Here is a 23,550-nt window from a genome sequence, read left to right on the forward strand (position 1 = left end):
ATGTCCGCTGCTGCATCGTTCCGTGTCGAAAAAGATCTGCTTGGCACCCTCGAAGTCCCTGCTGATGCCTACTACGGTATCCAGACTCTGCGTGCTGCCAACAACTTCCACCTCTCCGGCGTTCCGCTGTCGCACTACCCTAAACTGGTTGTGGCCCTGGCCATGGTCAAGCAGGCTGCTGCCGACGCCAACCGTGAGCTGGGTCACCTGAGCGATGCCAAGCACGCTGCCATCAGCGAGGCTTGCGCCCGCCTGATCCGCGGCGACTACCACGAGCAGTTCGTGGTCGACATGATTCAAGGCGGTGCTGGTACTTCTACCAACATGAACGCCAACGAAGTGATCGCCAACATCGCGCTGGAGGCCATGGGCCACCAGAAAGGCGAGTACAAGTACCTGCACCCGAACAACGACGTGAACATGGCGCAGTCGACCAACGACGCCTACCCGACCGCGATCCGTCTGGGTCTGCTGCTGGGTCACGACGCCCTGCTGGCCAGCCTCGACAGCCTGATCCAGGCCTTCGCTGCCAAAGGTCAGGAATTCGACCACGTACTGAAGATGGGCCGTACCCAGCTGCAGGACGCCGTGCCGATGACCCTGGGCCAGGAATTCCGCGCCTTCGCCACCACCATGACCGAAGACCTCAACCGTCTGCGTTCCCTGGCGCCAGAGCTGCTGACCGAAATCAACCTGGGTGGTACCGCCATCGGTACCGGCATCAACGCCGACCCAGGCTATCAGCTCCTGGCCGTACAGCGCCTGGCCACCATCAGCGGCCAGCCGCTGGTACCGGCTGCCGACCTGATCGAAGCCACCTCGGACATGGGCGCCTTCGTCCTGTTCTCGGGCATGCTCAAGCGTACCGCGGTCAAGCTGTCGAAGATCTGCAACGACCTGCGTCTGCTGTCCAGCGGCCCACGCACCGGCATCAACGAAATCAACCTGCCGGCGCGTCAGCCAGGCAGCTCGATCATGCCAGGCAAGGTCAACCCGGTAATCCCGGAAGCGGTCAACCAGGTGGCCTTCGCCATCATGGGCAACGACCTGGCCCTGACCGTCGCGGCCGAAGGTGGCCAGTTGCAGCTGAACGTCATGGAGCCGCTGATCGCCTACAAGATCTTCGACTCGATCCGCCTGCTGCAACGCGCCATGGACATGCTGCGCGAGCACTGCATCGTCGGTATCACCGCCAACGAACAGCGCTGCCGCGAACTGGTCGAACATTCGATCGGCCTGGTCACTGCCCTGAACCCGTACATCGGCTACGAAAACGCGACCCGTATCGCTGCCATCGCCCTGGAAAGCGGCCGTGGTGTGCTGGAACTGGTACGTGAGGAAGGCCTGCTGGACGAAGAGATGCTCAACGACATCCTGCGTCCGGAAAACATGATTGCTCCGCGTCTGGTGCCGCTCAAGGCGTAACCGATGCTGTAACACGCTCACCAGGTCGAGGGACTAGACACCTCTCACCTTTTGAGGGCCCAGGGATCACTCCCCGGGCCCTTTTTTTATGCCCTCCTGCCGCACCTTCTATCCCTGTGGGAGCCGGCCTTGCCGGCGATAAAACCCGCACGGTTTCAGCTACTGCGCGGCGCCCGCATCGCTGGCAACGCCAGCTCCCACAATGGCAAGCACAGGGCATATCCGCCACGCCAAGGCAGACGCGCGGCGCTCGCATCGGTATAGTGCCCGCCCTCTTGCGTGCCAGCACCCCGGCGCTACACGCAGTAAAAGCCATTAAAAGCGAGGAACACTCCATGCTTGAAGTCATTAACGACTTCCTCTCGGGCAAGGTACTGATCGTGCTCATTGTCGGTCTGGGCAGTTACTTCACGATCCGCTCGCGTTTCGTTCAGTTGCGTTACTTCACCCACATGTTTTCGGTATTTCGCGACAGCCTGCGCAGCAGCAGCGAACAGCTCAGCTCGTTCCAGGCGCTGATGCTCAGCCTCGCCGGCCGCGTCGGTGCGGGCAATATTGCCGGTGTCGGCATCGCCGTGACCCTCGGCGGCCCCGGCGCGGTGTTCTGGATGTGGGTGACGGCGCTGGTGGGTATGTCCAGCAGCTTCATCGAATGCACCCTCGGCCAGCTGTACAAGCGTTGCGACAGCGAAGGCCAGTACCGCGGCGGCCCGTCGTATTACATCGAACATGGCCTGGGCAAACGCTGGCTGGGCATGGTCATGGCGTTCCTGCTGCTGATCACCTTCGGCTTCGCCTTCAACGGCCTGCAAGCCCACGCCGTGACCCACTCGCTGAACAACGCCTTCCAGTTCGACACCACCTATACCGGCATTGCCCTGGCCGTGCTGCTGGGCCTGGTGTTCATCGGCGGCATCAAGCGCATCGCCGCCGTCGCCGACCTGCTGGTACCGGTCAAGACCCTGGCCTACATCGCCGTGACCCTGTACGTGATCGTGCTGCAGTTCGACCAGGTACCGGACATGCTGATGACCATCGTCAAGAGCGCCTTCGGCCTGGATCAGGCCTTCGGTGGCCTGGTCGGCAGCGCCATCATCATGGGCGTCAAACGCGGCGTGTTCGCCAACGAAGCCGGCCTTGGCAGCGCACCCAACGTCGCCGCCGTGGCCCAGGTCGACCACCCGATTGCCCAGGGCGTAGTCCAGGCGTTCTCGGTGTTCCTCGACACCTTCATCATCTGCACCTGCACCGCCTTGCTGATCCTGCTCTCGGGCTTCTATACCCCGGGCTTCGAAGGCGACGGCATCGCCCTGACCCAGAACTCGCTGGCTGCCGTAGTCGGTGACTGGGGGCGGATCTTCATCAGTGTCGCCCTGGCGCTGTTCGTGTTCACCTCGATCCTCTACAACTACTACCTGGGCGAGAGCAACCTGCGCTTTCTGGTCGGTGACAACCGCAAGGCCCTGATCGGCTACCGCGCACTGGTGTTGCTGCTGATCTTCTGGGGCGCGGTGCAGAACCTGGGCACGGTGTTCGCGTTTGCCGACATCACCATGACCTGCCTGGCCTTCGTCAACCTGATCGCCCTGGCCCTGTTGTTCAAGGTGGCCATGCGCGTGCTGCGCGACTACGACGACCAGCGCGCTGCCGGGGTGAAAACGCCGGTGTTCGATTCGGCCAAGTTCGCCGACCTCGACCTCGACACCAAAGCCTGGCCAGCCAAGGTCGAAGACTCCAAGCGCTGACAGCCTGCGCGGTGATGGCGTACTGTGGTCGGTCTTCCTCAAGCTGACCACGGAGACAGGCGATGGCAACTGCGCAACCGGCCCGCAACATCATGGTGCTGTACACCGGCGGCACCATCGGCATGCAAAACAGCGCCAATGGCCTGGCCCCGGCCTCGGACTTCGAGCAAAGGATGCGCGAGCATCTGGCCGGGCAGGCCGACCTGCCCGCCTGGCAGTTCCGAGAACTGCTGCCACTGATCGACAGCGCCAACATGACCCCGCAGTACTGGCAGCGCCTACGCGCAGCGATTATCGAGGCGGTCGACGGGCAAGGTTGCGATGCCGTGCTGGTGCTGCATGGCACCGACACCCTGGCTTACAGCGCCGCGGCGTTGAGCTTCCAGTTGCTTGGCCTGCAGGCCGCGGTGCTGTTCACCGGCTCCATGCTGCCAGCCGGCGTGGCCGACAGCGATGCCTGGGAAAACCTCACCGGGGCACTACAAGCCCTGGCTGCCGGCGTCCCGCCGGGTGTGCAACTGTACTTTCACGGTGAACTGCTGGCCCCGCACCGTACGGCCAAGGTACGCAGTTTTGGCCGTCATCCATTCGTCACCCTGAAGCGCTTTGCAGGTTCTGCCACGCCGCAGCCCTTGCCGGCAGCGCTCGACTATCGCCAGCCAAAACAGCTCGCCAATGTCGCGGTGCTGCCCCTGGTGCCGGGGTTTGGCGCGCCGCTGTTGCAGGCCGCGCTCGCCAGCGGTGCACAGGGCCTGATCCTGGAGTGCTTCGGCAGTGGCACCGGCCCATCCGACAACCCCGACTTTCTCGCGGCCCTGGCTGAGGCTCGGGCACGTGGCATCGTCGTAGTCGCCATCACCCAGTGCCATGAAGGCGGGGTCGAACTGGATGTCTACGAGGCCGGCAGCCGCTTGCGTCAGGTCGGCGTGCTGTCGGGGGCCGGCATGACCCGTGAGGCATTGTTCGGCAAGTTGCAGTTGCTGCTGGGCTGTGGCTTGCCGGTTACCGAGGTACGCCGCCTGGTCGAACAGGATCTTTGCGGTGAATTGCTATAAGCGGCTGAAGGCATACAAATTGCTCGACTTGTTCGGCCAACCTGTCGAAAGAAGCCGAGCATGCTCCATTCACACCTCACCACCCTGAACGCCGTGTCGTTGGTTCTACAAGCCTTTCAAGGCCAGGGCCCTGGCGATGAAGCCTTGCTTGCCGGCAGCGGCATCAGCCCGGCAGACCTGGGCCGCGCCGACTCGCGCATCACCACCCGCCAGGAGATGCTGGTGTGTGCCAATGCCGTGGCCCGGCGCCGCGAAGTGGGGCTGGAGTTAGGCCGGCGCATGCATGTTTCCTGCTACGGCATGCTCGGTTACGCCCTGCTCTCCAGTGCCACCTTAGGTGACGCTTTGCGTCTGGCGATGCAATACCCGGCGCTACTGGGAACACTTTTCCAGCTGCGCTTGATCGACGATGGCGAGCGGGTCTGGTTCAGCGCCAGCGATTATCGCGAAGAACCACAGCTGGCAGCCTTCAATGCCGAGTTCTGCCTGACCTCGCTGAAAGTCATCTGCGACGACCTGCTTGGCCAGCCGCTGCCACTGCTGGCTGCACGCTTCGCCCACCCGACCCCGGATTACCATGCGCTGTATGGCGACAGCTTCGCCTGCCCGTTGCGCTTCGACGCCGCGGACAATGCCTTCGCCTTCGCCCGCACATGGCTGGACCAACCTCTGCCGCTGGCCGACCTGATCACCCACCGGGCCATGAGCGAGCGCTGCCGGCGGCTTAACCTGGAATTCACCGGCCGCCAGGCCTGGCTCGGGCGGATCCGCCAGCTGCTGCTCGACCAACTCGATGCAGCTCCCGGCCTGGAAGGCCTGGCGCGACAGATGAACTGCTCGTCACGCACCTTGCGCCGGCACCTGCAGGAGCTGGGCAGCAGTTATCAACAGCTGCTCGATGAACTGCGTTTCGAGCGAGCCAAGCAGCTGTTGGCCGAAGATCAGCTGCCCATCTACCGCATCGCCGAACTGCTGGGCTTCAGCGAAACCGCCAGCTTTCGCCACGCCTTCATACGCTGGAGCGGGGTTGCACCGAGTCACTTCCGCGCCTGAATACAACGGTTGCACCGCCAGGGGGCGAAATCCGGACAACCAGGTTGGCCATATTGATCCCCTTTTGGCCGTTTCCGTCGTTCTGCCCCGGACCCGCGCCACCAACAATGGAGCGACGCCAGTGACCCGGAGAACAACAAAATGCTGACGATCTATTCCGATGACCACCGCCTGCACCACGGCCGCTGCGAGCTGATCGACGGGCAACTGATGCCCTGCTTCGAGATGCCCTCGCGCGCCGACCATGTTCTGGAGCGGGTAAAAACCCGCGAGCTGGGCGCAATCAAGGGCCCTGCCGATTTTGGCCGCGCGCCCTTGCTGCGCGTGCACAGTGCCGATTACCTGAACTTCTTCGAAGGTGCCTGGCAGCGCTGGACCCAACTGGGCCACGAAGGCGACCTGCTGCCCTTCACCTGGCCGGCGCGCACCCTGCGCAGCGTCAAACCCACCGGCCTGCATGGCGAACTCGGTTACTACAGCTTCGATGCCGGCGCGCCAATTACCGCTGGCACCTGGCAAGCGGCCTACAGCGCCGCGCAAGTGGCCCTGACCGCCCAGGCTGCGATCCAGGCCGGCGCCCACAGCGCCTTCGCCCTCTGCCGACCACCGGGACATCACGCCGCCAGTGACGTCATGGGTGGCTACTGCTACCTGAACAACGCCGCCATTGCCGCCCAGGCGTTCCTCGACCAGGGCCGGCGCAAGGTGGCAATCCTCGATGTCGACTACCATCACGGCAACGGTACCCAGGAAATCTTCTACCAGCGCCGTGACGTGTTCTTCGCTTCGATTCACGGTGATCCGCAGGCCGAGTTTCCATTTTTCCTCGGCTATGCCGACGAGCAAGGCGAAGGTGAAGGCCTGGGCTGCAACGTCAACTATCCGCTGCCTGCCGGCAGCGACTGGCCGACCTGGAGCAAGGCCCTGGATGAGGCCTGTGAACGCATCGCCGCCTATGGCCCGGACGTGCTGGTGATTTCCCTGGGCGTCGACACCTTCAAGGACGACCCGATTTCCCAGTTCAAGCTCGACAGTCCCGACTACCTGAAGATGGGCGAACGCATCGCCCGCCTCGGCAAGCCGACGCTGTTCGTCATGGAAGGTGGTTATGCCGTCGAGGAAATCGGTATCAACGCGGTGAACGTACTCGAAGGTTTCGAACGCGCCCAACAGGAAGCTCAAGCATGACCCGACTCAAGCGCCTGCTCGCCCCCCTGCTCTGCAGCACCCTGCTCGCCGGTAGCCTGGAAGCTGCCGAACAACGCACTCTGCGGGTCTACAACTGGTTCGACTACATCACCCCGCAAACCCTGGTGGACTTCCAGAAAGACAGCCAGGTCAAACTCATCTACGACATCTTCGACACCAACGAAGCCCTGGAAGCCAAGCTGCTGACCGGCAACTCCGGCTACGACGTGGTGGTGCCGTCCAACGTGTTCCTGGCCAAGCAGATCGAAGCCGGGGTGTTCCAGCCGCTGGACCGCAGCAAGCTGCCGAACTGGCAGCACCTGGACCCGAAACTGATGAAGCTGATCGAGGCCAACGACCCCGGCAACAAGTTCGCCGTGCCGTATATGTACGGCACCGTGCTGATCGGCTTCAACCCGGCCAAGGTCAAGGCGGCGCTGGGCGACAATGCTCCGGTCGACAGCTGGGACCTGATCTTCAAAGAAGAGAACATCGCCAAGCTCAAGCAGTGCGGCGTGGCCTTGCTCGACTCGCCGTCGGAGATCCTGCCGCTGGCCTTGCAGTACCTGGGCCTGCCACCGAATAGCACGAAGCCGGCGGACTACAAAAAGGCTGAAGAACTGCTGCTGAAAATCCGCCCGCACGTCACCTACTTTCACTCCTCGAAGTACATGGCCGACATAGCCAATGGCGACATCTGCGTGGCCGTGGGCTACTCCGGCAGCTTCTCCCAGGCGGCCAACCGCGCCACTGAAGCGAAGAACGGCGTGGTGGTCGATATGCGCCTGCCCAAGGAAGGCGCGCCGATCTGGTTCGACATGCTGGCGATCCCCAAAGGAGCGGCCAATGCGCAAGATGCCTACACCTTCATCAACTACCTGCTGCAACCGAAGGTGATCGCGCCCATCAGCGACTTTGTCGGTTACCCGAACCCGAACAAGGACGCCACCGAGTTGGTTGCCCCGGCCATCCGTAACAACCCCAACCTTTACCCGACAGAAGAGGCCATGGCCAAGCTCTACACCCTGCAACCGCTGCCGCGGGATGCCGAGCGGGCGCGCACCCGCGCCTGGACCAAGATCAAGGCCGGGACCTGATCGTCACTCACACCAGGCCCGGCGCAAGCGGGCCAGGGCGTCGGCAATAGCGGCTTCGTCCACTGCGGCGAAGCCCAATACCAGGCCAGCACGCTTATCCACAGGGGTGAGCGAGTCCGGCAGCCAGTAATCGCTCAGGGCGTTGAGCTCGACGCCCACCGTTTCTGCACGGGCAATGAGTTCCTGCTCGCGGGCGAAACTCTCGACATCGACTTTCACATGCAGCCCCGCTGAAACTTCGGGCATCGGCCCAAGACCGGGAACATCAACCGCCCAGCCGGCCTTCAATGCGTTGCGCCGGTTCAACGCAGCTCGGCGCATGCGCCGGATATGCCGCTGAAAATGCCCCTGGGCCATGAACTGCGCCATTACCGCCTGGGTGCCCACCTCCGAATGCCGCACCGCCAGCGCCCGGCAGCGGGAAAACGCCTGCACCAGTTGCCTGGGCAATACCAGGTAGCCCAGGCGCAGCGCCGGGAAGGCAATCTTGCCGAAGGTCCCGACGTACAACACCCGCCCGGTACGATCCAATGCCGCGAGCGGCGCCAGTGGGTCACCGCTGTAGCGGTACTCGCCGTCGTAGTCGTCCTCGATGATCCAGCCGTCCCTGCGCTCGGCCCAGGCCAGCAGTTCCAGGCGTCGGGCCAGGCTCATGGTGACCCCGGTCGGGTACTGGTGGGACGGCGTCACGTAACTGAGGCGGCAATGTTCCACGGCATTGAGCGCTGTGCAGTCCAGACCTTCGTGATCCACCCCTACACCCTGCACCTTTGCCCCGGTCAGCGCGAAGGCATTGCCGGCGGCACGGTAACCGGGGTTTTCCACAGCCACTACCTCACCAGGCTCCAGTAGCAGCTGTGCACAAAGGCTGATTGCCTGCTGCGCGCCACTGGTGATCACAATTTGTTCACCCGTGCAGGAAAGCCCACGAGATCGGCGCAAATAGGTGGCGATCAGCTCTCGAAGTTGCGGCTCGCCTGCAGGATCACCATACCCAAGCGCAGCAGCTCCGGGATTTCGCCAGAAACCCGCCTGCAGCTTGGCCCAGACGTCGAACGGGAACAGGTCGAACGCCGGCAACCCGACGCGAAAAGCCCGCGGCGGACCGCTTTTAGGTTCCGGCAAATGGTTATTTTCCAGGCGGCTCAAAGGACCACTGTGGATAACTTTACTGGATAAACCCTCAGTGCTTTCAGCGGTTTTTGTGGATAACCCTGTGGAAAAACCCAGGGATAACCCTGTGGATACTTTTGTGGATAATTTTGGCAGCTGACTGACATAGGTGCCATCGCCGACCCGGCTTTCGATAAAGCCTTCGGCGTACAACTGGTCATAGGCGCGCACCACACTGTTGCGTGACAGCGCCAGCGCCGCCGCCATGTCGCGGCTGGCCGGCAGGCGCGTACCACTGCTCAGGCGGCCGTCCAGCACCCGCATGCGCAGGGCCTGATAAAGCTGGCGGCTGAGTCCCTGGCGGCGATCAAGAACGATGCCCGTTGGGTCGAACGGCAAGGTGAAGGGACGCTCGCTCATGACAATGGACCTATGAAATTAGCTGGAAATGGCTCTTACCATAGGCCAATAGCCTGCCTAGGATTGAGCCATTCGCCAAGGACAATCCATATGTTCACACCTTCGAGCCACAAGGAAACCGATCTCGACCGCCTGCATCAGCAGATCGAACAAACGCGCCTCGCCGTGCTGGTCACCCACGGCGCCCAAGGTTTGCAGGCCAGCCACCTGCCCTTGCTGCTGGATCGCAGCCAGGGCAGCAACGGCACCCTGTACGGCCACTTCGCCCGCGCCAACAAGCAATGGCAGGAGCTGGCCAACGGCGCCGAGGCGCTGGTGGTGTTTGCCGGGCCTGATGCTTACGTCAGCGCCGGCTACTATCCCAGCAAAGTCGACGACCCGCGTACGGTGCCGACCTGGAACTACGTGACGGTGCACGCCTGGGGCAAGGCCGAGGTGTATCACGACGCCGAGCACCTGCTGGCTATCGTCCAGCGCCTGAGCGATCACCATGAACAGCGCCAGTCCAAACCCTGGTCAGTGGATGAGGCGCCGGCCGACTACATGGCCGGCATGCTCAAGGCGATCGTCGGCTTCGCCCTGCCCATCGAACGCCTGCAAGGCACACGCAAACTCAGCCAGAACCGTTCGGCCATCGATATCGAAGGCGTGCGCAACGGCCTGGCCAACAGCACCGACCCCCTGGACAACCAACTGGCCGCCCTGATGGGCCAACCTTGAAGGAACATACCTATGCCTGGCGTAACCATCCGTCCCGTCACTGCCGATGATCACACTGCCTGGCTGCCGCTGTGGCAGGCTTATCAACGCTTCTACGAAACCCGGATCGCCGACGAGGTCAGCGCCGTGGCCTGGGAGCGTATGCTCGACCCAAACGAACCCACCAACGCCGCGTTGGCCTGGGTCGACGGCAAGGCGCTGGGCATGGTTCACTGGATCTATCACCGCTCCAACTGGAGCATCGAGAATTCCTGCTACCTGCAAGACCTGTACGTGCACAGCGAACAACGGGGCCTGGGTGTCGGCCGCCAACTGATCGAACACGTCTACGCTACGGCAAAGGCGGCAGGTTGCGCCAAGGTGCACTGGCTGACCCACGAAACCAATGCCACGGCCATCAGCCTGTACGAACAGGTTGCCGAGCGGCCCGGCTTCATCCAGTTCCGCAAACCGCTGTAAGCCAGAGGAGCCACCATGAGCAGCCCATTGAACTGGCATCCGGCCAAGCGCCCACAACCTGCAACACTGACCGGGCGCTTCGTGCGCCTGGAGAAACTCGACCCCAAACGCGACACCGAAGACCTCTGGGAAGTGTTCCAGGGCCCCCGGGCCGATAACAAACTGTGGGATTACCTGGCCTACGGTCCGTTCAGCGAACGCGAGGATTTCGATCACTGGCTCGACACCAACGCCGCCAGCAGCGATCCGCTGTTCTATAGCGTCATCGACCTTGCCAACGGCCAGACCCAGGGCATCCTCAGCCTGATGTCGATCGTTCCTGACCAGGGCCGCATCGAGATTGGTCATATCGCCTTCGGCGCCGCCATGCAACGCACGCCCAAGGGCAGCGAGGCCGTCTACCTGCTCGGCAAGCTGGCGTTCGCGCTGGGCAACCGCCGCCTGGAATGGAAGTGCAACAACGACAACGCCCGCTCCAAGCGTGCCGCGCTACGCTTTGGCTTCACCTTCGAAGGGGTGTTTCGCAAGCACATGGTGATCAAGGACCGTAACCGCGACACGGCCTGGTTCTCGATTACCGATGATGAATGGCCGGCGATTGCGGCGGGGTTCGAGCGCTGGTTGGCGGAGGATAACCAGCGGCCCGAGGGGCAGGTGCGAACACTGCAAGCGTGCCGCTAGGAGCGGGCAAAAAAAGGGGAGCATACGCCCCCCAGAGGTTAACCGCTTGTAGATGAGGGCGTGAAAATCAGCCCTCGATCTCGATCAGGATCTCGCCCGGGTTGACCCGGTCGCCCTTGGCCACATGAATGGCGGTGACCTTGCCGGCAATCGCGGCCTGCACTTCGGTCTCCATCTTCATTGCCTCGGTGATCAGCACTGGCTGGCCGGCCTTGACCATGTCGCCTTCCTTGACCAGCACATCGACGATGTTGCCCGGCATGGTGGTGCTGACATGGCCCGGCGCGCTGGCCTGTTTGCGTTTGCTGCTGCCGCCGCCGACGAACTCGTTGAGCGGCTCGAACACCACTTCTTCCGGCATGCCGTCGATGGACAGGTAGAAGTGGCGCTTGCCTTCGGCCTTGACGCCAACACCGGTGATGTCCACCCGGTAGGTTTCGCCGTGCACGTCGATGACAAACTCGGTCGGTACGCCTTCGCCACCAGCCGAAGCCACAGCGCCTGCTTCCGGAATCGGCAGCAGCACTTCAGGGGTCAGGGTGCCGGCCTCACGCTCCTCGAGGAATTTGCGCCCGATGTCCGGGAACATGGCGTAGGTCAGTACGTCTTCTTCCGACTTGGCCAGGGCGCCAATGTCGTTGCGCAGCTTGGTCATTTCTGGCTTGAGCAGGTCAGCCGGACGGACGTCGATGACTTCTTCGCTGCCGATGGCCTGGCGCCGCAGGTTTTCGTCGACCACACCCGGGGCCTTGCCGTAGCCGCCTTGCAGGTACAGCTTCACCTCGTTGGTGATGGTCTTGTAGCGCTCGCCGGCGAGCACGTTGAAGAACGCCTGGGTGCCGACGATCTGCGAAGTCGGGGTCACCAGTGGCGGGAAGCCGAGGTCTTCGCGGACCCGCGGGATTTCCGCCAGCACTTCGTTCATGCGGTTGAGCGCGCCCTGCTCCTTGAGCTGGTTGGCCAGGTTGGAAATCATCCCGCCCGGAACCTGGTTGACTTGCACGCGGGTATCGACAGCGGTGAACTCGCTTTCGAACTGGTGGTACTTCTTGCGCACGGCATAGAAGTACAGGCCGATTTCCTGCAGCAGTTCCAGGCTCAGGCCAGTGTCGAATTCGCTGCCCTTGAGGGCCGCGACCATCGACTCGGTGCCCGGGTGGCTAGTGCCCCAGGCAAAGCTGGAGATGGCGGTGTCGATATGATCGGCGCCGTTCTCGATAGCTTTGAGCTGGCACATGGCAGCCAGGCCGGCGGTGTCGTGGGAGTGGACGAACACCGGCAGCGACTGCTCGGCCTTCAGCGCCTTGACCAGCTCGCCGGTGGCGTACGGGGTCAACAGGCCGGCCATATCCTTGATCGCCACCGAGTCGCAACCCATCGCTTCCATCTGCTTGGCCTGGGCGACGAAAGCTTCGATGGTGTGCACGGGGCTGGTGGTGTAGGCGATGGTGCCTTGGGCATGCTTGCCAGCGGCCTTCACCGCTTCGATGGCCACGCGCAGGTTGCGCACGTCATTCATGGCGTCGAAGATGCGGAACACGTCAATGCCGTTGACCGCCGCCTTGGCGACGAAGGCTTTGACCACGTCATCGCTGTAGTGGCGGTAGCCGAGCAGGTTCTGCCCGCGCAGGAGCATCTGCAGGCGGGTGTTGGGCAGTGCCGCGCGCAGCTTGCGCAGGCGCTCCCACGGGTCTTCCTTGAGGAAGCGCACGCAGGCGTCGAAGGTTGCGCCACCCCAGACTTCCAGCGACCAGTAGCCGACCTTGTCGAGCTTGTCGCAGATCGGCAGCATGTCTTCGGTACGCATGCGGGTGGCCAGCAGGGACTGGTGGGCGTCGCGCAGGATTGTGTCGGTAACAAAGATCTTCTTGGACATTCTTATCTCCTCATAGCGGCAAGTTTTAAGCTACAAGCCGCAAGAAAAAGCCGATCCGCTTCTACTTGCAGCTTGCCGCTTGCAGCTTGCAGCTGCATTCATAGGCCTGCGTGGGCGGCGATGGCGGCAGCGATGGCCAGGGCCAGCTCTTCGGGTTTGCGCTTGATCGAGTAGTTGGTCAGTTCCGGGTGGCTTTCAACGAAGCTGGTATTGAACTGACCGCTGCGGAATTCCGGATTGCGCAGGATTTCCTGGTAGTAGGCGGCGGTGGTCTTCACCCCTTGTACGCGCATGTCGTCCAGGGCACGCAGGCCACGGTCCATGGCTTCTTCCCAGGTCAGCGCCCAGACCACCAGTTTCAGGCACATCGAATCGTAGAACGGTGGAATGGTGTAGCCGGTATAGATCGCCGTGTCGGTGCGCACACCGGGGCCGCCGGGCGCGTAGTAGCGGGTGATCTTGCCGAAGCTGGGCAGGAAGTTGTTTTTCGGGTCTTCGGCATTGATCCGGAACTGCAGGGCGAAGCCGCGGTGCTGAATGTCTTCCTGCTTGACCGAGAGCGGCAGGCCGGAGGCAATGCGGATCTGCTCGCGAACGATATCGATGCCGGTGATTTCTTCGGTGATGGTGTGTTCCACCTGCACCCGGGTGTTCATCTCCATGAAGTACACCTCGCCATCGGCGAGCAGGAACTCCACGGTGCCGGCGTTCTCGTAACCCACGGCCTTGGCCGCGCGTACCGACAGGTCGCCGATGTAGGCGCGCTGTTCGGGGGTCAGTTGCGGGCTCGGGGCGATTTCGATGAGTTTCTGGTTGCGCCGCTGGATCGAGCAGTCGCGCTCGAACAGGTGCACGACGTTGCCGAAGCTGTCGCCGAGAATTTGCGCCTCGATGTGTTTCGGGTTGACGATGCATTTTTCCAGGAACACTTCCGCAGAACCAAAGGCCTTGGTCGCTTCGGAGATCACCCGCGGGAAAGCCTGTTCCAGCTCTTCACGACTGTTGCAGCGACGAATACCACGGCCGCCACCACCGGAAGTGGCCTTGAGCATCACCGGATAACCGATGCGGTCGCCTTCGAGCAGCGCTTCATGGATGTCGGCGACGTTGCCCTCGGTGCCCGGGGTGACCGGCACGCCGGCCTTGATCATGCTGCGGCGGGCTTCGGTCTTGTCACCCATGCGGCGAATGACTTCCGCCGAAGGGCCAATGAATTTGATTCCACGTTCGGCGCAGATGTCCGCAAGTTCAGCGTTCTCAGACAGAAAACCATAACCGGGATGCAGCGCATCACAACCGGTTTCCACAGCCAGGTTCACCAGCTTGCGCGGGTTCAGGTAGCCGGCCAGGGGCTCGGCACCAATGCTGTGGGCCTCATCGGCACGTTTGACGTGCAAGGCATGGCGGTCGGCGTCGGAGTAGATCGCCACGGAACGGATGCCCATCTCGGCGCAGGCACGCACGATTCGAACAGCAATTTCACCGCGGTTGGCGATCAGGATCTTTTTTATCACTGGAGTATTCCCAAGGCCGCTAGAACAAACGAGCCGGCAACGCCGGTCGGCGCGTGACCAATCGTCGCTGGCCAGTCGCATCTTTACCCTAGCGCTGTCTCTGGATAAACAAAAATCAATATTTATTAGGGTGTGCATAAGCAAAAGCTTATAGTGCTGTTACAAGGTTTTGCCGGGGCTTGAGAGAAATGCGTAAGTCATTGATGCGTATGACATTGCGTCAACTTCAGATCTTCAATGAGGTCTGTGATTTGCGTTCCTACAGCCGGGCGGCCGAGGAGATGAACCTGACGCAACCCGCCGTTAGTCTACAAATCCGTCAACTCGAAGAACTGGTTGGCCAGCCGCTGTTCGAGTACGTCGGCAAAAAGCTCTACCTGACCGACGCCGCCGAAGCGCTGCAGCGCGCTAGCCGCGACATCTTCGGGCGCCTGGAGAGCCTCGACATGCAGCTCTCGGACATGCAGGGCTCGCTGCAGGGGCAACTGAAGCTGGCGGTCGAATCCAGCGCCAAGTACTTCGTTCCGCACCTGTTCGCCGCCTTCAAACGCCTGCACCCGGAGGTCAATCTTACCCTCACGGTAGTCAACCGGGCCCAGGCCATCCGTCGCCTCTCGGACAACCGTGATGACCTGATCATCATGTCCATGGTGCCCCAGGACATGGGCCTGGAGTTCCTGCCGTTCCTGAATAATCCGATCGTTGCCGTGGCACCGCCCGACCACCCGCTGTGCAAGCTCGACAGCCTGCGCCTGCAGGACCTTGAGCCGCACACGTTATTAGTGCGCGAACAGGGCTCGGGCACGCGCAAGGCTTGCGAAGAGTACTTCAAGGAAAAGCGCGTGCACTTCACCCAGACGTTGGAGGTGGCCTCGGCCGATGCCCAGCGCGAATGCGTGATCGCAGGCCTGGGTATCGCCCTGCTGACCCGTCACGCCCTGAACCTGGAACTGGCGACCGGCGTGCTGCGCGAACTGCCGGTCGAAGAGCTGCCACTGTACCGCAGTTGGTGCGTGGTGCAGTCCAAGGCCAAGCGGCAGTCGCCGGTGGCCCTGGCCTTTTTAGCGTTCATTCGTAGCGAACGTGCACAGATCAGCGGGCTTGTTGAGCGTTTCTCGGGGATTCTGCCGCCGATACCTGCCACACGCTGAGGGTCTGCAAGTCGGCGTAATCGGTGATCTCCTGCAGCAGGCGGCGCTGCTCGGAGTAGCTTTCGATCGCGCGGCGAAACTCCATGCGGCGCTGGTCTTTTTCCTGCTGTTTGCGGGATTTGGCGTTGGGTTGGTACGAGCCATCGAATTCACGAGCCATTGCATATCTCCCTTTTCGAGTGCGGGAGCTTCAGCCTGACGTCGTGGCATTACGGTTTGGCGGCGGGCCAATGACAAATCAATGAACCTCTAGGAGCGGGCTTGCCCCGCAATTCGCGGGGCAAGCCCGCTCCTAGAGGATGTATCAGTCGTCCATCGCCTTGATCGACTTGGGCGACAAACGCAGGCTGCGCAAGCTGCGCTTGACGCTCTTGAGGTGGTTGACCAGGCTCGGCCCGCGGGCCATGGCCACGCCCATGGCCAGCACGTCGATCACCACCAGGTGGGCAATGCGCGAGGTCAGCGGGGTGTAGATCTCGGTGTCTTCGTGCACGTCGATGGCCAGGTTGACGGTCGACAGCTCCGCCAATGGCGTCTGGCTCGGGCACAGGGTAATCAGCGTGGCGCCGCTTTCACGCACCAGGTTGGCGGTGATCAGCAGGTCCTTGGAGCGCCCCGACTGGGAAATGCAGATGGCCACATCGCCAGGCTTGAGAGTAACCGCCGACATTGCCTGCATATGCGGGTCGGAATACGCCGCCGCCGTCAGCAGCAGGCGGAAGAACTTGTGCTGGGCATCGGCCGCTACCGCGCCAGAGGCACCAAAACCGTAGAACTCGACGCGCTGGGCCTGGGCCATGGCGGTCACCGCACGCTGCAAGGCCTGTGGATCGAGGTGCTCGCGCACTTCCATCAGGGTATGCAGGGTGGTGTCGAAGATCTTCAGGCTGTAGTCGGCAACCGAGTCGTCCTCATGAATGGCGAACTGGCCGAAACTCGCGCCCGCCGCCAGGCTCTGGGCCAGCTTGAGCTTGAGGTCCTGGAAGCCGGAACAACCGATCGCACGGCAAAAACGCACGATGGTCGGCTCGCTGATGCCGACGCTGTGGGCAAGGTCGGCCATGGAGCTATGCATGACGGCCGCAGGATCAAGCAGCACGTGATCGGCAACCTTGAGTTCCGATTTGCGTAGCAGATGGCGCGACTGGGCGATGTGTTGCAACAGATTCAAGGGCAGGACTCGGTTATGATCGACTGACCGGGTTGTAGCTTTCTTGTAGTTATACTACATGACCGGCGACCCGCCCAGCTAAACGAACTAGGAGAGTGGTGGTATTGACTATCCCTTGCGACATCATGGTGTTCGGCGGCACCGGTGACCTGGCCCTGCACAAACTGCTTCCGGCGCTCTACCACCTGTATCGCGAGGCTCGCCTACACCCCGCCGTGCGCATCATCGCCCTGGCCCGCAGCAATCTGCCACGCAATGAATTCCTCAAGCTCGCCGAACGCCGTTGCCGGGCGCAGATCGCCCGTGCCGACTTCGATGAAGATGTCTGGGCGCGCTTCTCTGCCCGCCTCGACTACTTCCCCATGGACGCCTCGCAAAGCGCCGATTTTGTCCGTCTGGCACGGTTTCTGGGTGAGGCCGGCGGCCTGACCCGGATCTACTACCTGGCCACCGCACCCAACCTGTTCGTGCCAATTGCCAACCACCTCAAAGTCGCAGGCTTGGCCGATCACGATGCGCGCATCGTGCTGGAAAAACCGATCGGCCACTCGCTGGAGTCGGCGACGGCAATCAACGAGGCCTTCGGCGCCGTTTTCGCCGAGTCGCAGGTGTTTCGTATCGATCACTACCTGGGCAAGGAAACCGTGCAGAACCTCATGGCCCTGCGCTTCGCCAATGCCCTGCTCGAGCCCGTGTGGCGCAACAACCAGGTCGATCATGTGCAGATCAGCGTCTGTGAAACCCTCGGTGTAGAGAACCGCGGCGCCTACTACGATCGCGCCGGCGCCACTCGCGACATGCTGCAGAATCACTTGCTGCAGCTGCTCTGCCTGGTGGCCATGGAGCCACCGGCACAGTTCGAGGCCGAAGCGGTACGCGACGAGAAGGTGAAGATCCTCAAGGCCCTGCAACCGATCACTGGCCAGGATGTGCAGGACAAGACCGTGCGCGGCCAGTACAGCGCCGGCAAGATCGGCGGCCAGGAAGTTCCGGCCTACTACTTCGAGAAAGATGTCGACAACGACAGCGATACCGAGACCTTCGTCGCCGTAGAAGCGCATATCAACAACTGGCGCTGGGCCGGCGTGCCCTTCTACTTGCGTACCGGCAAGCGCCTGGCCAAGCGTTCGTCGCAGATCGTCATCCAGTTCAAGCCGGTGCCCCATCGCCTGTTCGAAGGTGATCAGGCCAACCAACTGCTGATTCAACTACAACCCGATGAGCGCATCAGCCTGCAGATGATGACCAAGACCCCCGGCAAGGGCATGCGCCTGGAGCCGGTGGAACTGAACCTCAACCTGGCCCAGGTGTTCGGCCAGACCCGTCGCTGGGACGCCTATGAGCGGCTGTTGCTGGATGTGCTCGAAGGCGACTCGACGCTGTTCATGCGCCGTGACGAGGTCGAGGCGGCCTGGGCCTGGATCGACCCGATCCTCACTGGCTGGCAGGAGCACTTCCAGGCCCCACGCCCCTACCATGCCGGCAGCAACGGCCCGGACCAGGCGCACAGCCTGCTGGCGCACCAGGGCCGCGCCTGGCACCTTTAAAAGCTGTAGCGGCTGGCCAGTAACCCGGCCAGCTCCTGCGCCGGTACCGGTCGGCTGATCAGATAGCCCTGCACTTCATTGCAGCCTTGCTTGCGCAGGAAATCCAGCTGTTCATGGGTCTCGACGCCCTCGGCCACCACCTGCAGGTCCAGGCTCTGGGCCATGGCGATGATTGCCCGGGTAATGGCCGCGTCTTCGCTACCCTCGCTCAGGCCACGGATAAAGGCCTGATCGATTTTCACGTAATCCACCGGGAAGCGCTTGAGGTAGCTGAGCGATGAATAGCCGGTGCCGAAGTCGTCGATCGCCAGCTTTACCCCCAGTTCGTGTAACTGGCGGAAGGTGGCGATGATGTGCTCGACGCTGTCGAGCAACTGGCTCTCGGTCAGCTCCAGTTCCAGCAGGTGCGGGGCCAGGCCGCTTTCCTCCAGCACCTGGCGCACCAGGCTGACCAGCTTGCCCTGACGCAACTGATAGACCGACAGGTTCACCGACACGCGGATCGGCTCCAGGCCCATGCGCTGCCACTCGCAGGCCTGCCAGCAAGCCTGACGCAAGACGAACTCGCCCATCGGCGCAATCAGCCCGGTTTCTTCGGCCAGGCCGATGAAGTCCGACGGCGGCACCATGCCCCACTGCGGATGCTGCCAGCGCACCAGCGCCTCGGCTGCATGCAGACGGCCAGTGGCCAGACACAACTTGGGTTGGTAGTACACCTGCAATTGGCGCTCTTCGATGGCCTTGCGCAGGTGGTTCTCCAACTGCAGGCGCTGCAGGGTGCTGGCCTGCAGGCTCTCGGTGTAGAACTGGAAGTTATCGCCCCCCAGGTGCTTGGCGTGTTGCATGGCGGTATTGGCCTGGCTGACCAACACCGTGACATCCCGCGAGGTGTCGGCCAGCAGGCTGATGCCCACCGAAGCGCTGATCACCAGCTCGTGGCCATCGACCCGCAGCGGCACACGCAATTTGTCGAGCAGGCGGCTGGCGACCCGCACCAGGCTCGACAGGTTGCTATAGGCATCGAACAGCACGGCAAACTCGTCGCCGGAAAGCCGCGCCACCGTGTCGGCCTCGGGCATGGCATTGCTGATGCGCTGGGCCATCTGCTTGAGCAAATGGTCGGCAACTTCATGGCCAAGGCTGTCATTGAGCAGCTTGAAGCGGTCCAGGTCGATGTGCAGCAGCGCCAGCCCGCGCCCGCTCTGACGCAGGCGCTCACCGGCCTCATGCAGGCGCAGGCGGAACAAGGCGCGGTTGGCGAGGCCCGTCAGCTCGTCATAGTGGGCCAGGTAACGCAGGCGCTCCTCGGACTCGCGGCGCGCCGACAGGTCGGTAAAGAAGCCGACGATGCTGGTCAGGTTGCCGCGGGCATCGCGCACGCCGTTAAGCTGCAGCCACTGTGGATAAAGCTCACCGTTCTTGCGCGCCTCGACCAGCTCACCCTGCCAGCTGCCCTGCTGCTCCAGCGCCAGTTCGATGGCCTGGGAATGCCGGCGTGCATCCCGGCTGCACGGCAGCTCCAGCAAACGGCCCTGGAGCAGTTCTTCACGGTTGTAGCCGGTAACCCGGCAAAAGGCCTGATTGACCGCCAGCAACACATAGTCAGGATCGAGAATCACGATGCCTTCGCTGGCCGCTTCGAATACGGTGGCGGCCAGGCGCTGTTGTTCTTCCTGGGCTTTTTGCGCGCTGATATCGCGGCGGGTACCGAGCATACGCAACACCCGCCCGCTGGCATCGCGCTCCACCGCCCGACCACGGTCTTCGATCCAGCACCAGTGGCCCTGGCGGTGACGCACCCGGTAGTCGATGCGGTAATCCTCGCTGCGACCCTTGAGGTGTTCGACCAGGGTGCGCTTGAGCAGCGGCACGTCATCGGGATGCAGCCGTGGCTTGAGGTGCGCGAGCATTTCCTGGACCTGTTCAGGCTCCAGGCCGAACAATTCACGCAATTGGGTATGGTGGATCTCGTCGGTTTCCAGGTTCCAGTCCCACAGCCCCAGTTCGCTGGCCTCCAGGGCCAGGGCCAGGCGCTGTTCGCTCTTGCTCAGCGCCTGGTTGGCAACATCGAGCTCCTGGCTGCGCTGGGCGACGCGCGACTCAAGTCCCACTTGCGCCTCGCGCAGTTGTTCCTCGATCAACCGACGCTGCTCGACCTCCCCGGCCAATGCCTGGTTAAGTCGTTCGCTGCGGCTTTGCGCAGCTTGCAGGTGCTCGATCAGTTCCTGATTCTGAAAGCGCCGCAACAGCCCACGCTCGATCAGCCGGTTGACCTGCCAGGCCACCACTGACAAGGCGATCAATAGAATCAGCCCAAGCCAGCCCCAGCCGCGCTGCTGTTCATCGCCATTCCAGAACAGGAAGGCAATCGGCGGCAGCAGGCAGGGCAAGGTAAAACTGAGGAAGGCCGGCAGGCTGACGGCATAGGCAACGCTGGCCGATAGCGTCGCCGCCCCCAGCAGGCCAAACACCCAGGCCTGCTGCACGAAGTTATCCACAGGCACCAGGGCTATTGCCGCGCTGGCCAGGGTCAGGCCGCTGAAAGCCGAACCGAGCAGGAACATTCGCCACCAGCTGGGCTGGGCCTGACGATCGGGCATGGCGGCATCGAAGGCGGCGACCTGAATCACCCGCAACGCCACCAGGGCCATCAGCCAGACGATCCACACGCTGACCAAAAGGTAGCGCGCCGGGCTCCAGAGCAACCAGGCACAGACCAGACCATTGAGCAGCATGAACAGGGTCGGCAGCAACGAGCCCTGGTATAGCAGGCGGGTGCGCTCGACAGCCAGTTGGGTTGCGAAGTGTTTGCGAATACTCCGGCGCGCTTCGGAAGGGGCGCTCATGGAGTCGGAACCGAGTGTCATAGGCAGTGTTCTTGTAATGGTTAGCCTTAAACGTGCACGGAGCATACACAAGCAAGCCCCCGGGCCAAACTGCTCTGGATCATAATTATTTCATCGCATTTCCCGACGGCAGGCGCTCAAGCGCGCAGGCCTTGGGCTGCAGCCGGTGACCGGCCGGTCGTCAGTGGCAAGTTTTTCTACTGTATATTTGCCCAAGGGTCGTCTGCGCCCCTAAAATGGCCGGATGCGCGATGATCTCTCTCTCCTGTTGAACTCTCTCAACGACGCCCAACGCCAGGCTGTAGCTGCGCCGGTCGGTCGTCAGTTGGTCCTGGCCGGTGCCGGCTCCGGCAAGACCCGTGTGCTGGTGCACCGCATCGCCTGGTTGATCCAGGTCGTGCAGGCCTCGCCGCACTCGATCCTGTCGGTGACCTTCACCAACAAGGCCGCTGCCGAGATGCGCCAGCGTATCGAACAGCTGATGGGCATCAACCCGGCCGGCATGTGGGTAGGCACCTTCCACGGCCTGGCGCACCGCCTGTTGCGCGCGCACTGGCAAGAGGCGGGGCTGAACCAGAACTTCCAGATCCTCGACAGCGACGACCAGCAGCGCCTGGTCAAGCGGGTAATCCGCGAGCTGGGCCTGGATGAACAGCGCTGGCCGGCGCGCCAGGCGCAATGGTTCATCAACGGCCAGAAAGACGAAGGCCTGCGCCCGCAACATATCCAGGCCAGTGGTGACCTGTTCCTGGGCACCATGCGCAGCATCTATGAAGCCTACGAGGCAGCTTGCCAGCGCGCCGGCGTCATCGACTTCTCCGAGCTGCTGCTGCGCGCCCTGGACCTGTGGCGTGACCACCCCGGCCTGCTCGAACACTACCAGCGGCGCTTCCGCCATGTGCTGGTCGACGAGTTCCAGGATACCAACGCCGTGCAGTACGCCTGGCTGCGACTGCTGGCCAAGGGTGGCGACAGCCTGATGGTGGTCGGCGACGACGACCAGTCGATTTACGGCTGGCGCGGCGCCAAGATCGAGAACATCCACCAGTACACGGCCGACTTCCCCGACGCCGAGTTGATCCGCCTGGAGCAGAACTACCGCTCCACCGCCGGCATCCTCAAGGCGGCCAACGCCCTGATTGCCAACAACAGCGGGCGTTTGGGCAAAGAGCTGTGGACCGACGGTGGCGATGGCGAGCCGCTGAGCCTGTACGCCGCCTTCAACGAACACGACGAAGCCCGCTACGTGGTCGAGAGCATCGAAAGCGCGCTCAAGACCGGCCTGGCCCGCAACGATATCGCCATCCTTTATCGCTCCAACGCCCAGTCGCGGGTGCTTGAAGAAGCGCTGCTGCGCGAACGCATTCCTTACCGCATCTATGGTGGCCAGCGCTTCTTCGAGCGCGCCGAGATCAAGAACGCCATGGCCTACCTGCGCCTGCTCGAAGGCCGCGGCAACGACGCCGCCCTTGAGCGGGTAATCAACGTGCCACCGCGTGGCATCGGCGAGAAAACCGTCGAAGCGATTCGCGAGCACGCGCGCCACGCCCAGGTCTCGATGTGGGAATCGATGAGCCTGCTGATCGCCAACAAGGCGCTCAAAGGCCGCGCTGCCAGTGCCCTGGGCGCGTTCATGGAAATGATCGAAAACCTTGCTGCCAAGGTCCTGGAGATGCCCCTGCACCTGATGACCCAGACGGTTATCGAGCAGTCCGGGCTGATCGTCTATCACCAGGAAGAAAAAGGCGAAAAAGGCCAGGCCCGGGTAGAAAACCTTGAGGAACTGGTCAGCGCCGCGCGCAACTTCGAAAACAGCGAAGAAGACGCCGAGCTTTCGCCATTGGCGGCGTTCCTCGGCCACGCCTCGCTGGAAGCCGGCGACGCCCAGGCCGACGAGCACGAAGACAGCATCCAGCTGATGACCCTGCACAGCGCCAAGGGCCTGGAATTCCCCCATGTGTTCCTGGTCGGCATGGAAGAAGGCCTGTTCCCGCACAAGATGAGCCTGGAAGAACCCGGCCGCTTGGAAGAAGAGCGCCGCCTGGCCTACGTCGGCATCACCCGCGCCATGCAGCAGTTGGTGATGACCTACGCCGAAACCCGCAGGTTGTATGGCAGCGAGACCTACAACAAGGTCTCGCGCTTCGTACGCGAGATTCCGACCGGCCTGGTTCAGGAAGTACGCTTGTCCAACAGCGTCAGCCGTCCGTTCGGCTCGGGCCAGCAGCAGAACTCGAGCAGCCTGTTTGCCAACGCCAACATCCCGCAGACCGCCTTCAATCTGGGCCAGCGGGTGCAGCACGCGGTATTCGGCGAAGGCGTGATCCTCAACTTCGAGGGTTCCGGCGCCCAGGCCCGGGTCCAGGTCAACTTCGCCGAGGGCAGCAAATGGCTGATGCTCGGTTACGCCAAGCTTGAGGCCCTGTAGGAGCGGGCTTGTCCCGTGATGCAATGTGACTTGCAAACCGCAAATCGCGGGGCAAGCCCGC

General features: G+C 62.6%; 18 protein-coding genes. 12 read left to right on the forward strand and 6 right to left on the reverse strand.

Annotation, left to right across the window (positions count from 1 at the left end):
• From aspA to JV241A_RS26485, 6 genes are all read left to right on the forward strand, one after another.
• Window positions 1-1,425, forward strand: coding sequence for an aspartate ammonia-lyase (aspA, locus tag JV241A_RS26460; protein WP_045199650.1), 1,425 nt, complete (start codon window positions 1-3; stop codon window positions 1,423-1,425).
• 335 nt (window positions 1,426-1,760) lie between these two features.
• Window positions 1,761-3,170, forward strand: a complete 1,410-nt coding sequence (locus JV241A_RS26465; RefSeq protein ID WP_115084628.1) for an alanine/glycine:cation symporter family protein — start codon at window positions 1,761-1,763, stop codon at window positions 3,168-3,170.
• A gap of 62 nt (window positions 3,171-3,232) precedes the next feature.
• The gene (locus tag JV241A_RS26470; protein ID WP_115084627.1) at window positions 3,233-4,225 is read left to right on the forward strand and encodes an asparaginase; all 993 of its coding nucleotides are present in this window, start codon (window positions 3,233-3,235) and stop codon (window positions 4,223-4,225) included.
• Window positions 4,226-4,285: 60 nt separating this feature from the next.
• Window positions 4,286-5,278, forward strand: a complete 993-nt coding sequence (locus JV241A_RS26475; RefSeq protein ID WP_134065234.1) for an AraC family transcriptional regulator — start codon at window positions 4,286-4,288, stop codon at window positions 5,276-5,278.
• 141 nt (window positions 5,279-5,419) lie between these two features.
• A complete protein-coding gene (locus tag JV241A_RS26480; RefSeq protein ID WP_134065236.1) occupies window positions 5,420-6,466 on the forward strand; it encodes a histone deacetylase family protein in 1,047 nt (348 codons plus the stop codon).
• On the forward strand, window positions 6,463-7,563 hold the full coding sequence (locus JV241A_RS26485) for a polyamine ABC transporter substrate-binding protein (protein ID WP_115084624.1): 1,101 nt from the start codon (window positions 6,463-6,465) through the stop codon (window positions 7,561-7,563). Before JV241A_RS26480 ends, JV241A_RS26485 begins: the two co-directional genes overlap by 4 nt.
• 3 nt (window positions 7,564-7,566) lie before the next feature.
• Here JV241A_RS26485 and JV241A_RS26490 read toward each other — a convergent pair whose 3' ends face one another.
• On the reverse strand, window positions 7,567-9,096 hold the full coding sequence (locus JV241A_RS26490; RefSeq protein WP_134065238.1) for a PLP-dependent aminotransferase family protein: 1,530 nt from the start codon (window positions 9,094-9,096) through the stop codon (window positions 7,567-7,569).
• 90 nt (window positions 9,097-9,186) lie between these two features.
• Here JV241A_RS26490 and JV241A_RS26495 point away from each other — a divergent pair, with 90 nt between their 5' ends.
• From JV241A_RS26495 to JV241A_RS26505, 3 genes are read left to right on the forward strand one after another with little or no spacing between them, the layout of a single operon-like run.
• Window positions 9,187-9,816, forward strand: coding sequence for an FMN-binding negative transcriptional regulator (locus JV241A_RS26495; RefSeq protein WP_115084622.1), 630 nt, complete (start codon window positions 9,187-9,189; stop codon window positions 9,814-9,816).
• A gap of 12 nt (window positions 9,817-9,828) precedes the next feature.
• Complete coding sequence (locus tag JV241A_RS26500) at window positions 9,829-10,275, forward strand: GNAT family N-acetyltransferase (protein WP_115084621.1); 447 nt, start codon at window positions 9,829-9,831, stop codon at window positions 10,273-10,275.
• A gap of 15 nt (window positions 10,276-10,290) precedes the next feature.
• Window positions 10,291-10,956 (forward strand): GNAT family protein, encoded by a 666-nt coding sequence (locus tag JV241A_RS26505; protein ID WP_115084620.1) that lies wholly within the window; start codon window positions 10,291-10,293, stop codon window positions 10,954-10,956.
• Between the two features lie 67 nt (window positions 10,957-11,023).
• Here JV241A_RS26505 and oadA read toward each other — a convergent pair whose 3' ends face one another.
• Window positions 11,024-12,832: a sodium-extruding oxaloacetate decarboxylase subunit alpha gene (gene oadA / locus JV241A_RS26510; protein WP_115084619.1), complete on the reverse strand. Its 1,809-nt coding sequence runs from the start codon at window positions 12,830-12,832 to the stop codon at window positions 11,024-11,026.
• A gap of 98 nt (window positions 12,833-12,930) precedes the next feature.
• Entirely contained in the window at window positions 12,931-14,346 is a 1,416-nt protein-coding gene (locus JV241A_RS26515) for an acetyl-CoA carboxylase biotin carboxylase subunit (protein ID WP_010222792.1), read from the reverse strand.
• Window positions 14,347-14,549: 203 nt separating this feature from the next.
• On the opposite strand from JV241A_RS26515, the gene JV241A_RS26520 reads away from it, so the two are divergent.
• Window positions 14,550-15,497, forward strand: coding sequence for a LysR family transcriptional regulator (locus JV241A_RS26520; RefSeq protein WP_162471128.1), 948 nt, complete (start codon window positions 14,550-14,552; stop codon window positions 15,495-15,497).
• On the opposite strand, the gene JV241A_RS26525 is transcribed toward JV241A_RS26520, so the two are convergent.
• Together JV241A_RS26525 and hexR are read right to left on the reverse strand one after the other, a co-directional pair.
• Entirely contained in the window at window positions 15,439-15,657 is a 219-nt protein-coding gene (locus JV241A_RS26525) for a hypothetical protein (protein ID WP_026001293.1), read from the reverse strand. The genes JV241A_RS26520 and JV241A_RS26525 overlap by 59 nt on opposite strands.
• Before the next feature lie 144 nt (window positions 15,658-15,801).
• Window positions 15,802-16,668 carry a transcriptional regulator HexR gene (hexR, locus tag JV241A_RS26530; protein WP_010222789.1) on the reverse strand — a complete coding sequence of 289 codons (867 nt, stop codon included), beginning with the start codon at window positions 16,666-16,668 and terminating at the stop codon, window positions 15,802-15,804.
• A 104-nt stretch (window positions 16,669-16,772) separates the two neighbouring features.
• On the opposite strand from hexR, the gene zwf reads away from it, so the two are divergent.
• Window positions 16,773-18,215 carry a glucose-6-phosphate dehydrogenase gene (gene zwf / locus JV241A_RS26535; protein WP_115084618.1) on the forward strand — a complete coding sequence of 481 codons (1,443 nt, stop codon included), beginning with the start codon at window positions 16,773-16,775 and terminating at the stop codon, window positions 18,213-18,215.
• On the opposite strand, the gene JV241A_RS26540 is transcribed toward zwf, so the two are convergent.
• A complete protein-coding gene (locus JV241A_RS26540) occupies window positions 18,212-21,082 on the reverse strand; it encodes an EAL domain-containing protein (protein WP_115084617.1) in 2,871 nt (956 codons plus the stop codon). The genes zwf and JV241A_RS26540 overlap by 4 nt on opposite strands.
• Window positions 21,083-21,305: 223 nt before the next feature.
• On the opposite strand from JV241A_RS26540, the gene uvrD reads away from it, so the two are divergent.
• Entirely contained in the window at window positions 21,306-23,489 is a 2,184-nt protein-coding gene (uvrD, locus tag JV241A_RS26545; protein WP_115084616.1) for a DNA helicase II, read from the forward strand.
• Window positions 23,490-23,550 lie beyond the last annotated feature (61 nt).

It is taken from the genome of Pseudomonas sp. JV241A, from assembly GCF_900275665.1.
In the GTDB taxonomy this organism is placed as follows: Bacteria; Pseudomonadota; Gammaproteobacteria; order Pseudomonadales; family Pseudomonadaceae; genus Aquipseudomonas; species Aquipseudomonas wadenswilerensis.

Excerpts from the sequence above, each read along its gene's own strand:
- aspA (WP_045199650.1), top strand. The coding sequence starts at position 1 with ATGTCCGCTGCTGCATCGTTCCGTGTCGAAAAAGATCTGCTTGGCACC.
- JV241A_RS26465 (WP_115084628.1), top strand. The coding sequence starts at position 1,761 with ATGCTTGAAGTCATTAACGACTTCCTCTCGGGCAAGGTACTGATCGTG.
- JV241A_RS26470 (WP_115084627.1), top strand. The coding sequence starts at position 3,233 with ATGGCAACTGCGCAACCGGCCCGCAACATCATGGTGCTGTACACCGGC.
- JV241A_RS26475 (WP_134065234.1), top strand. The coding sequence starts at position 4,286 with ATGCTCCATTCACACCTCACCACCCTGAACGCCGTGTCGTTGGTTCTA.
- JV241A_RS26480 (WP_134065236.1), top strand. The coding sequence starts at position 5,420 with ATGCTGACGATCTATTCCGATGACCACCGCCTGCACCACGGCCGCTGC.
- JV241A_RS26485 (WP_115084624.1), top strand. The coding sequence starts at position 6,463 with ATGACCCGACTCAAGCGCCTGCTCGCCCCCCTGCTCTGCAGCACCCTG.
- JV241A_RS26490 (WP_134065238.1), bottom strand. The coding sequence starts at position 9,096 with ATGAGCGAGCGTCCCTTCACCTTGCCGTTCGACCCAACGGGCATCGTT.
- JV241A_RS26495 (WP_115084622.1), top strand. The coding sequence starts at position 9,187 with ATGTTCACACCTTCGAGCCACAAGGAAACCGATCTCGACCGCCTGCAT.
- JV241A_RS26500 (WP_115084621.1), top strand. The coding sequence starts at position 9,829 with ATGCCTGGCGTAACCATCCGTCCCGTCACTGCCGATGATCACACTGCC.
- JV241A_RS26505 (WP_115084620.1), top strand. The coding sequence starts at position 10,291 with ATGAGCAGCCCATTGAACTGGCATCCGGCCAAGCGCCCACAACCTGCA.
- oadA (WP_115084619.1), bottom strand. The coding sequence starts at position 12,832 with ATGTCCAAGAAGATCTTTGTTACCGACACAATCCTGCGCGACGCCCAC.
- JV241A_RS26520 (WP_162471128.1), top strand. The coding sequence starts at position 14,550 with ATGCGTATGACATTGCGTCAACTTCAGATCTTCAATGAGGTCTGTGAT.
- JV241A_RS26525 (WP_026001293.1), bottom strand. The coding sequence starts at position 15,657 with ATGGCTCGTGAATTCGATGGCTCGTACCAACCCAACGCCAAATCCCGC.
- JV241A_RS26540 (WP_115084617.1), bottom strand. The coding sequence starts at position 21,082 with ATGACACTCGGTTCCGACTCCATGAGCGCCCCTTCCGAAGCGCGCCGG.
- uvrD (WP_115084616.1), top strand. The coding sequence starts at position 21,306 with ATGCGCGATGATCTCTCTCTCCTGTTGAACTCTCTCAACGACGCCCAA.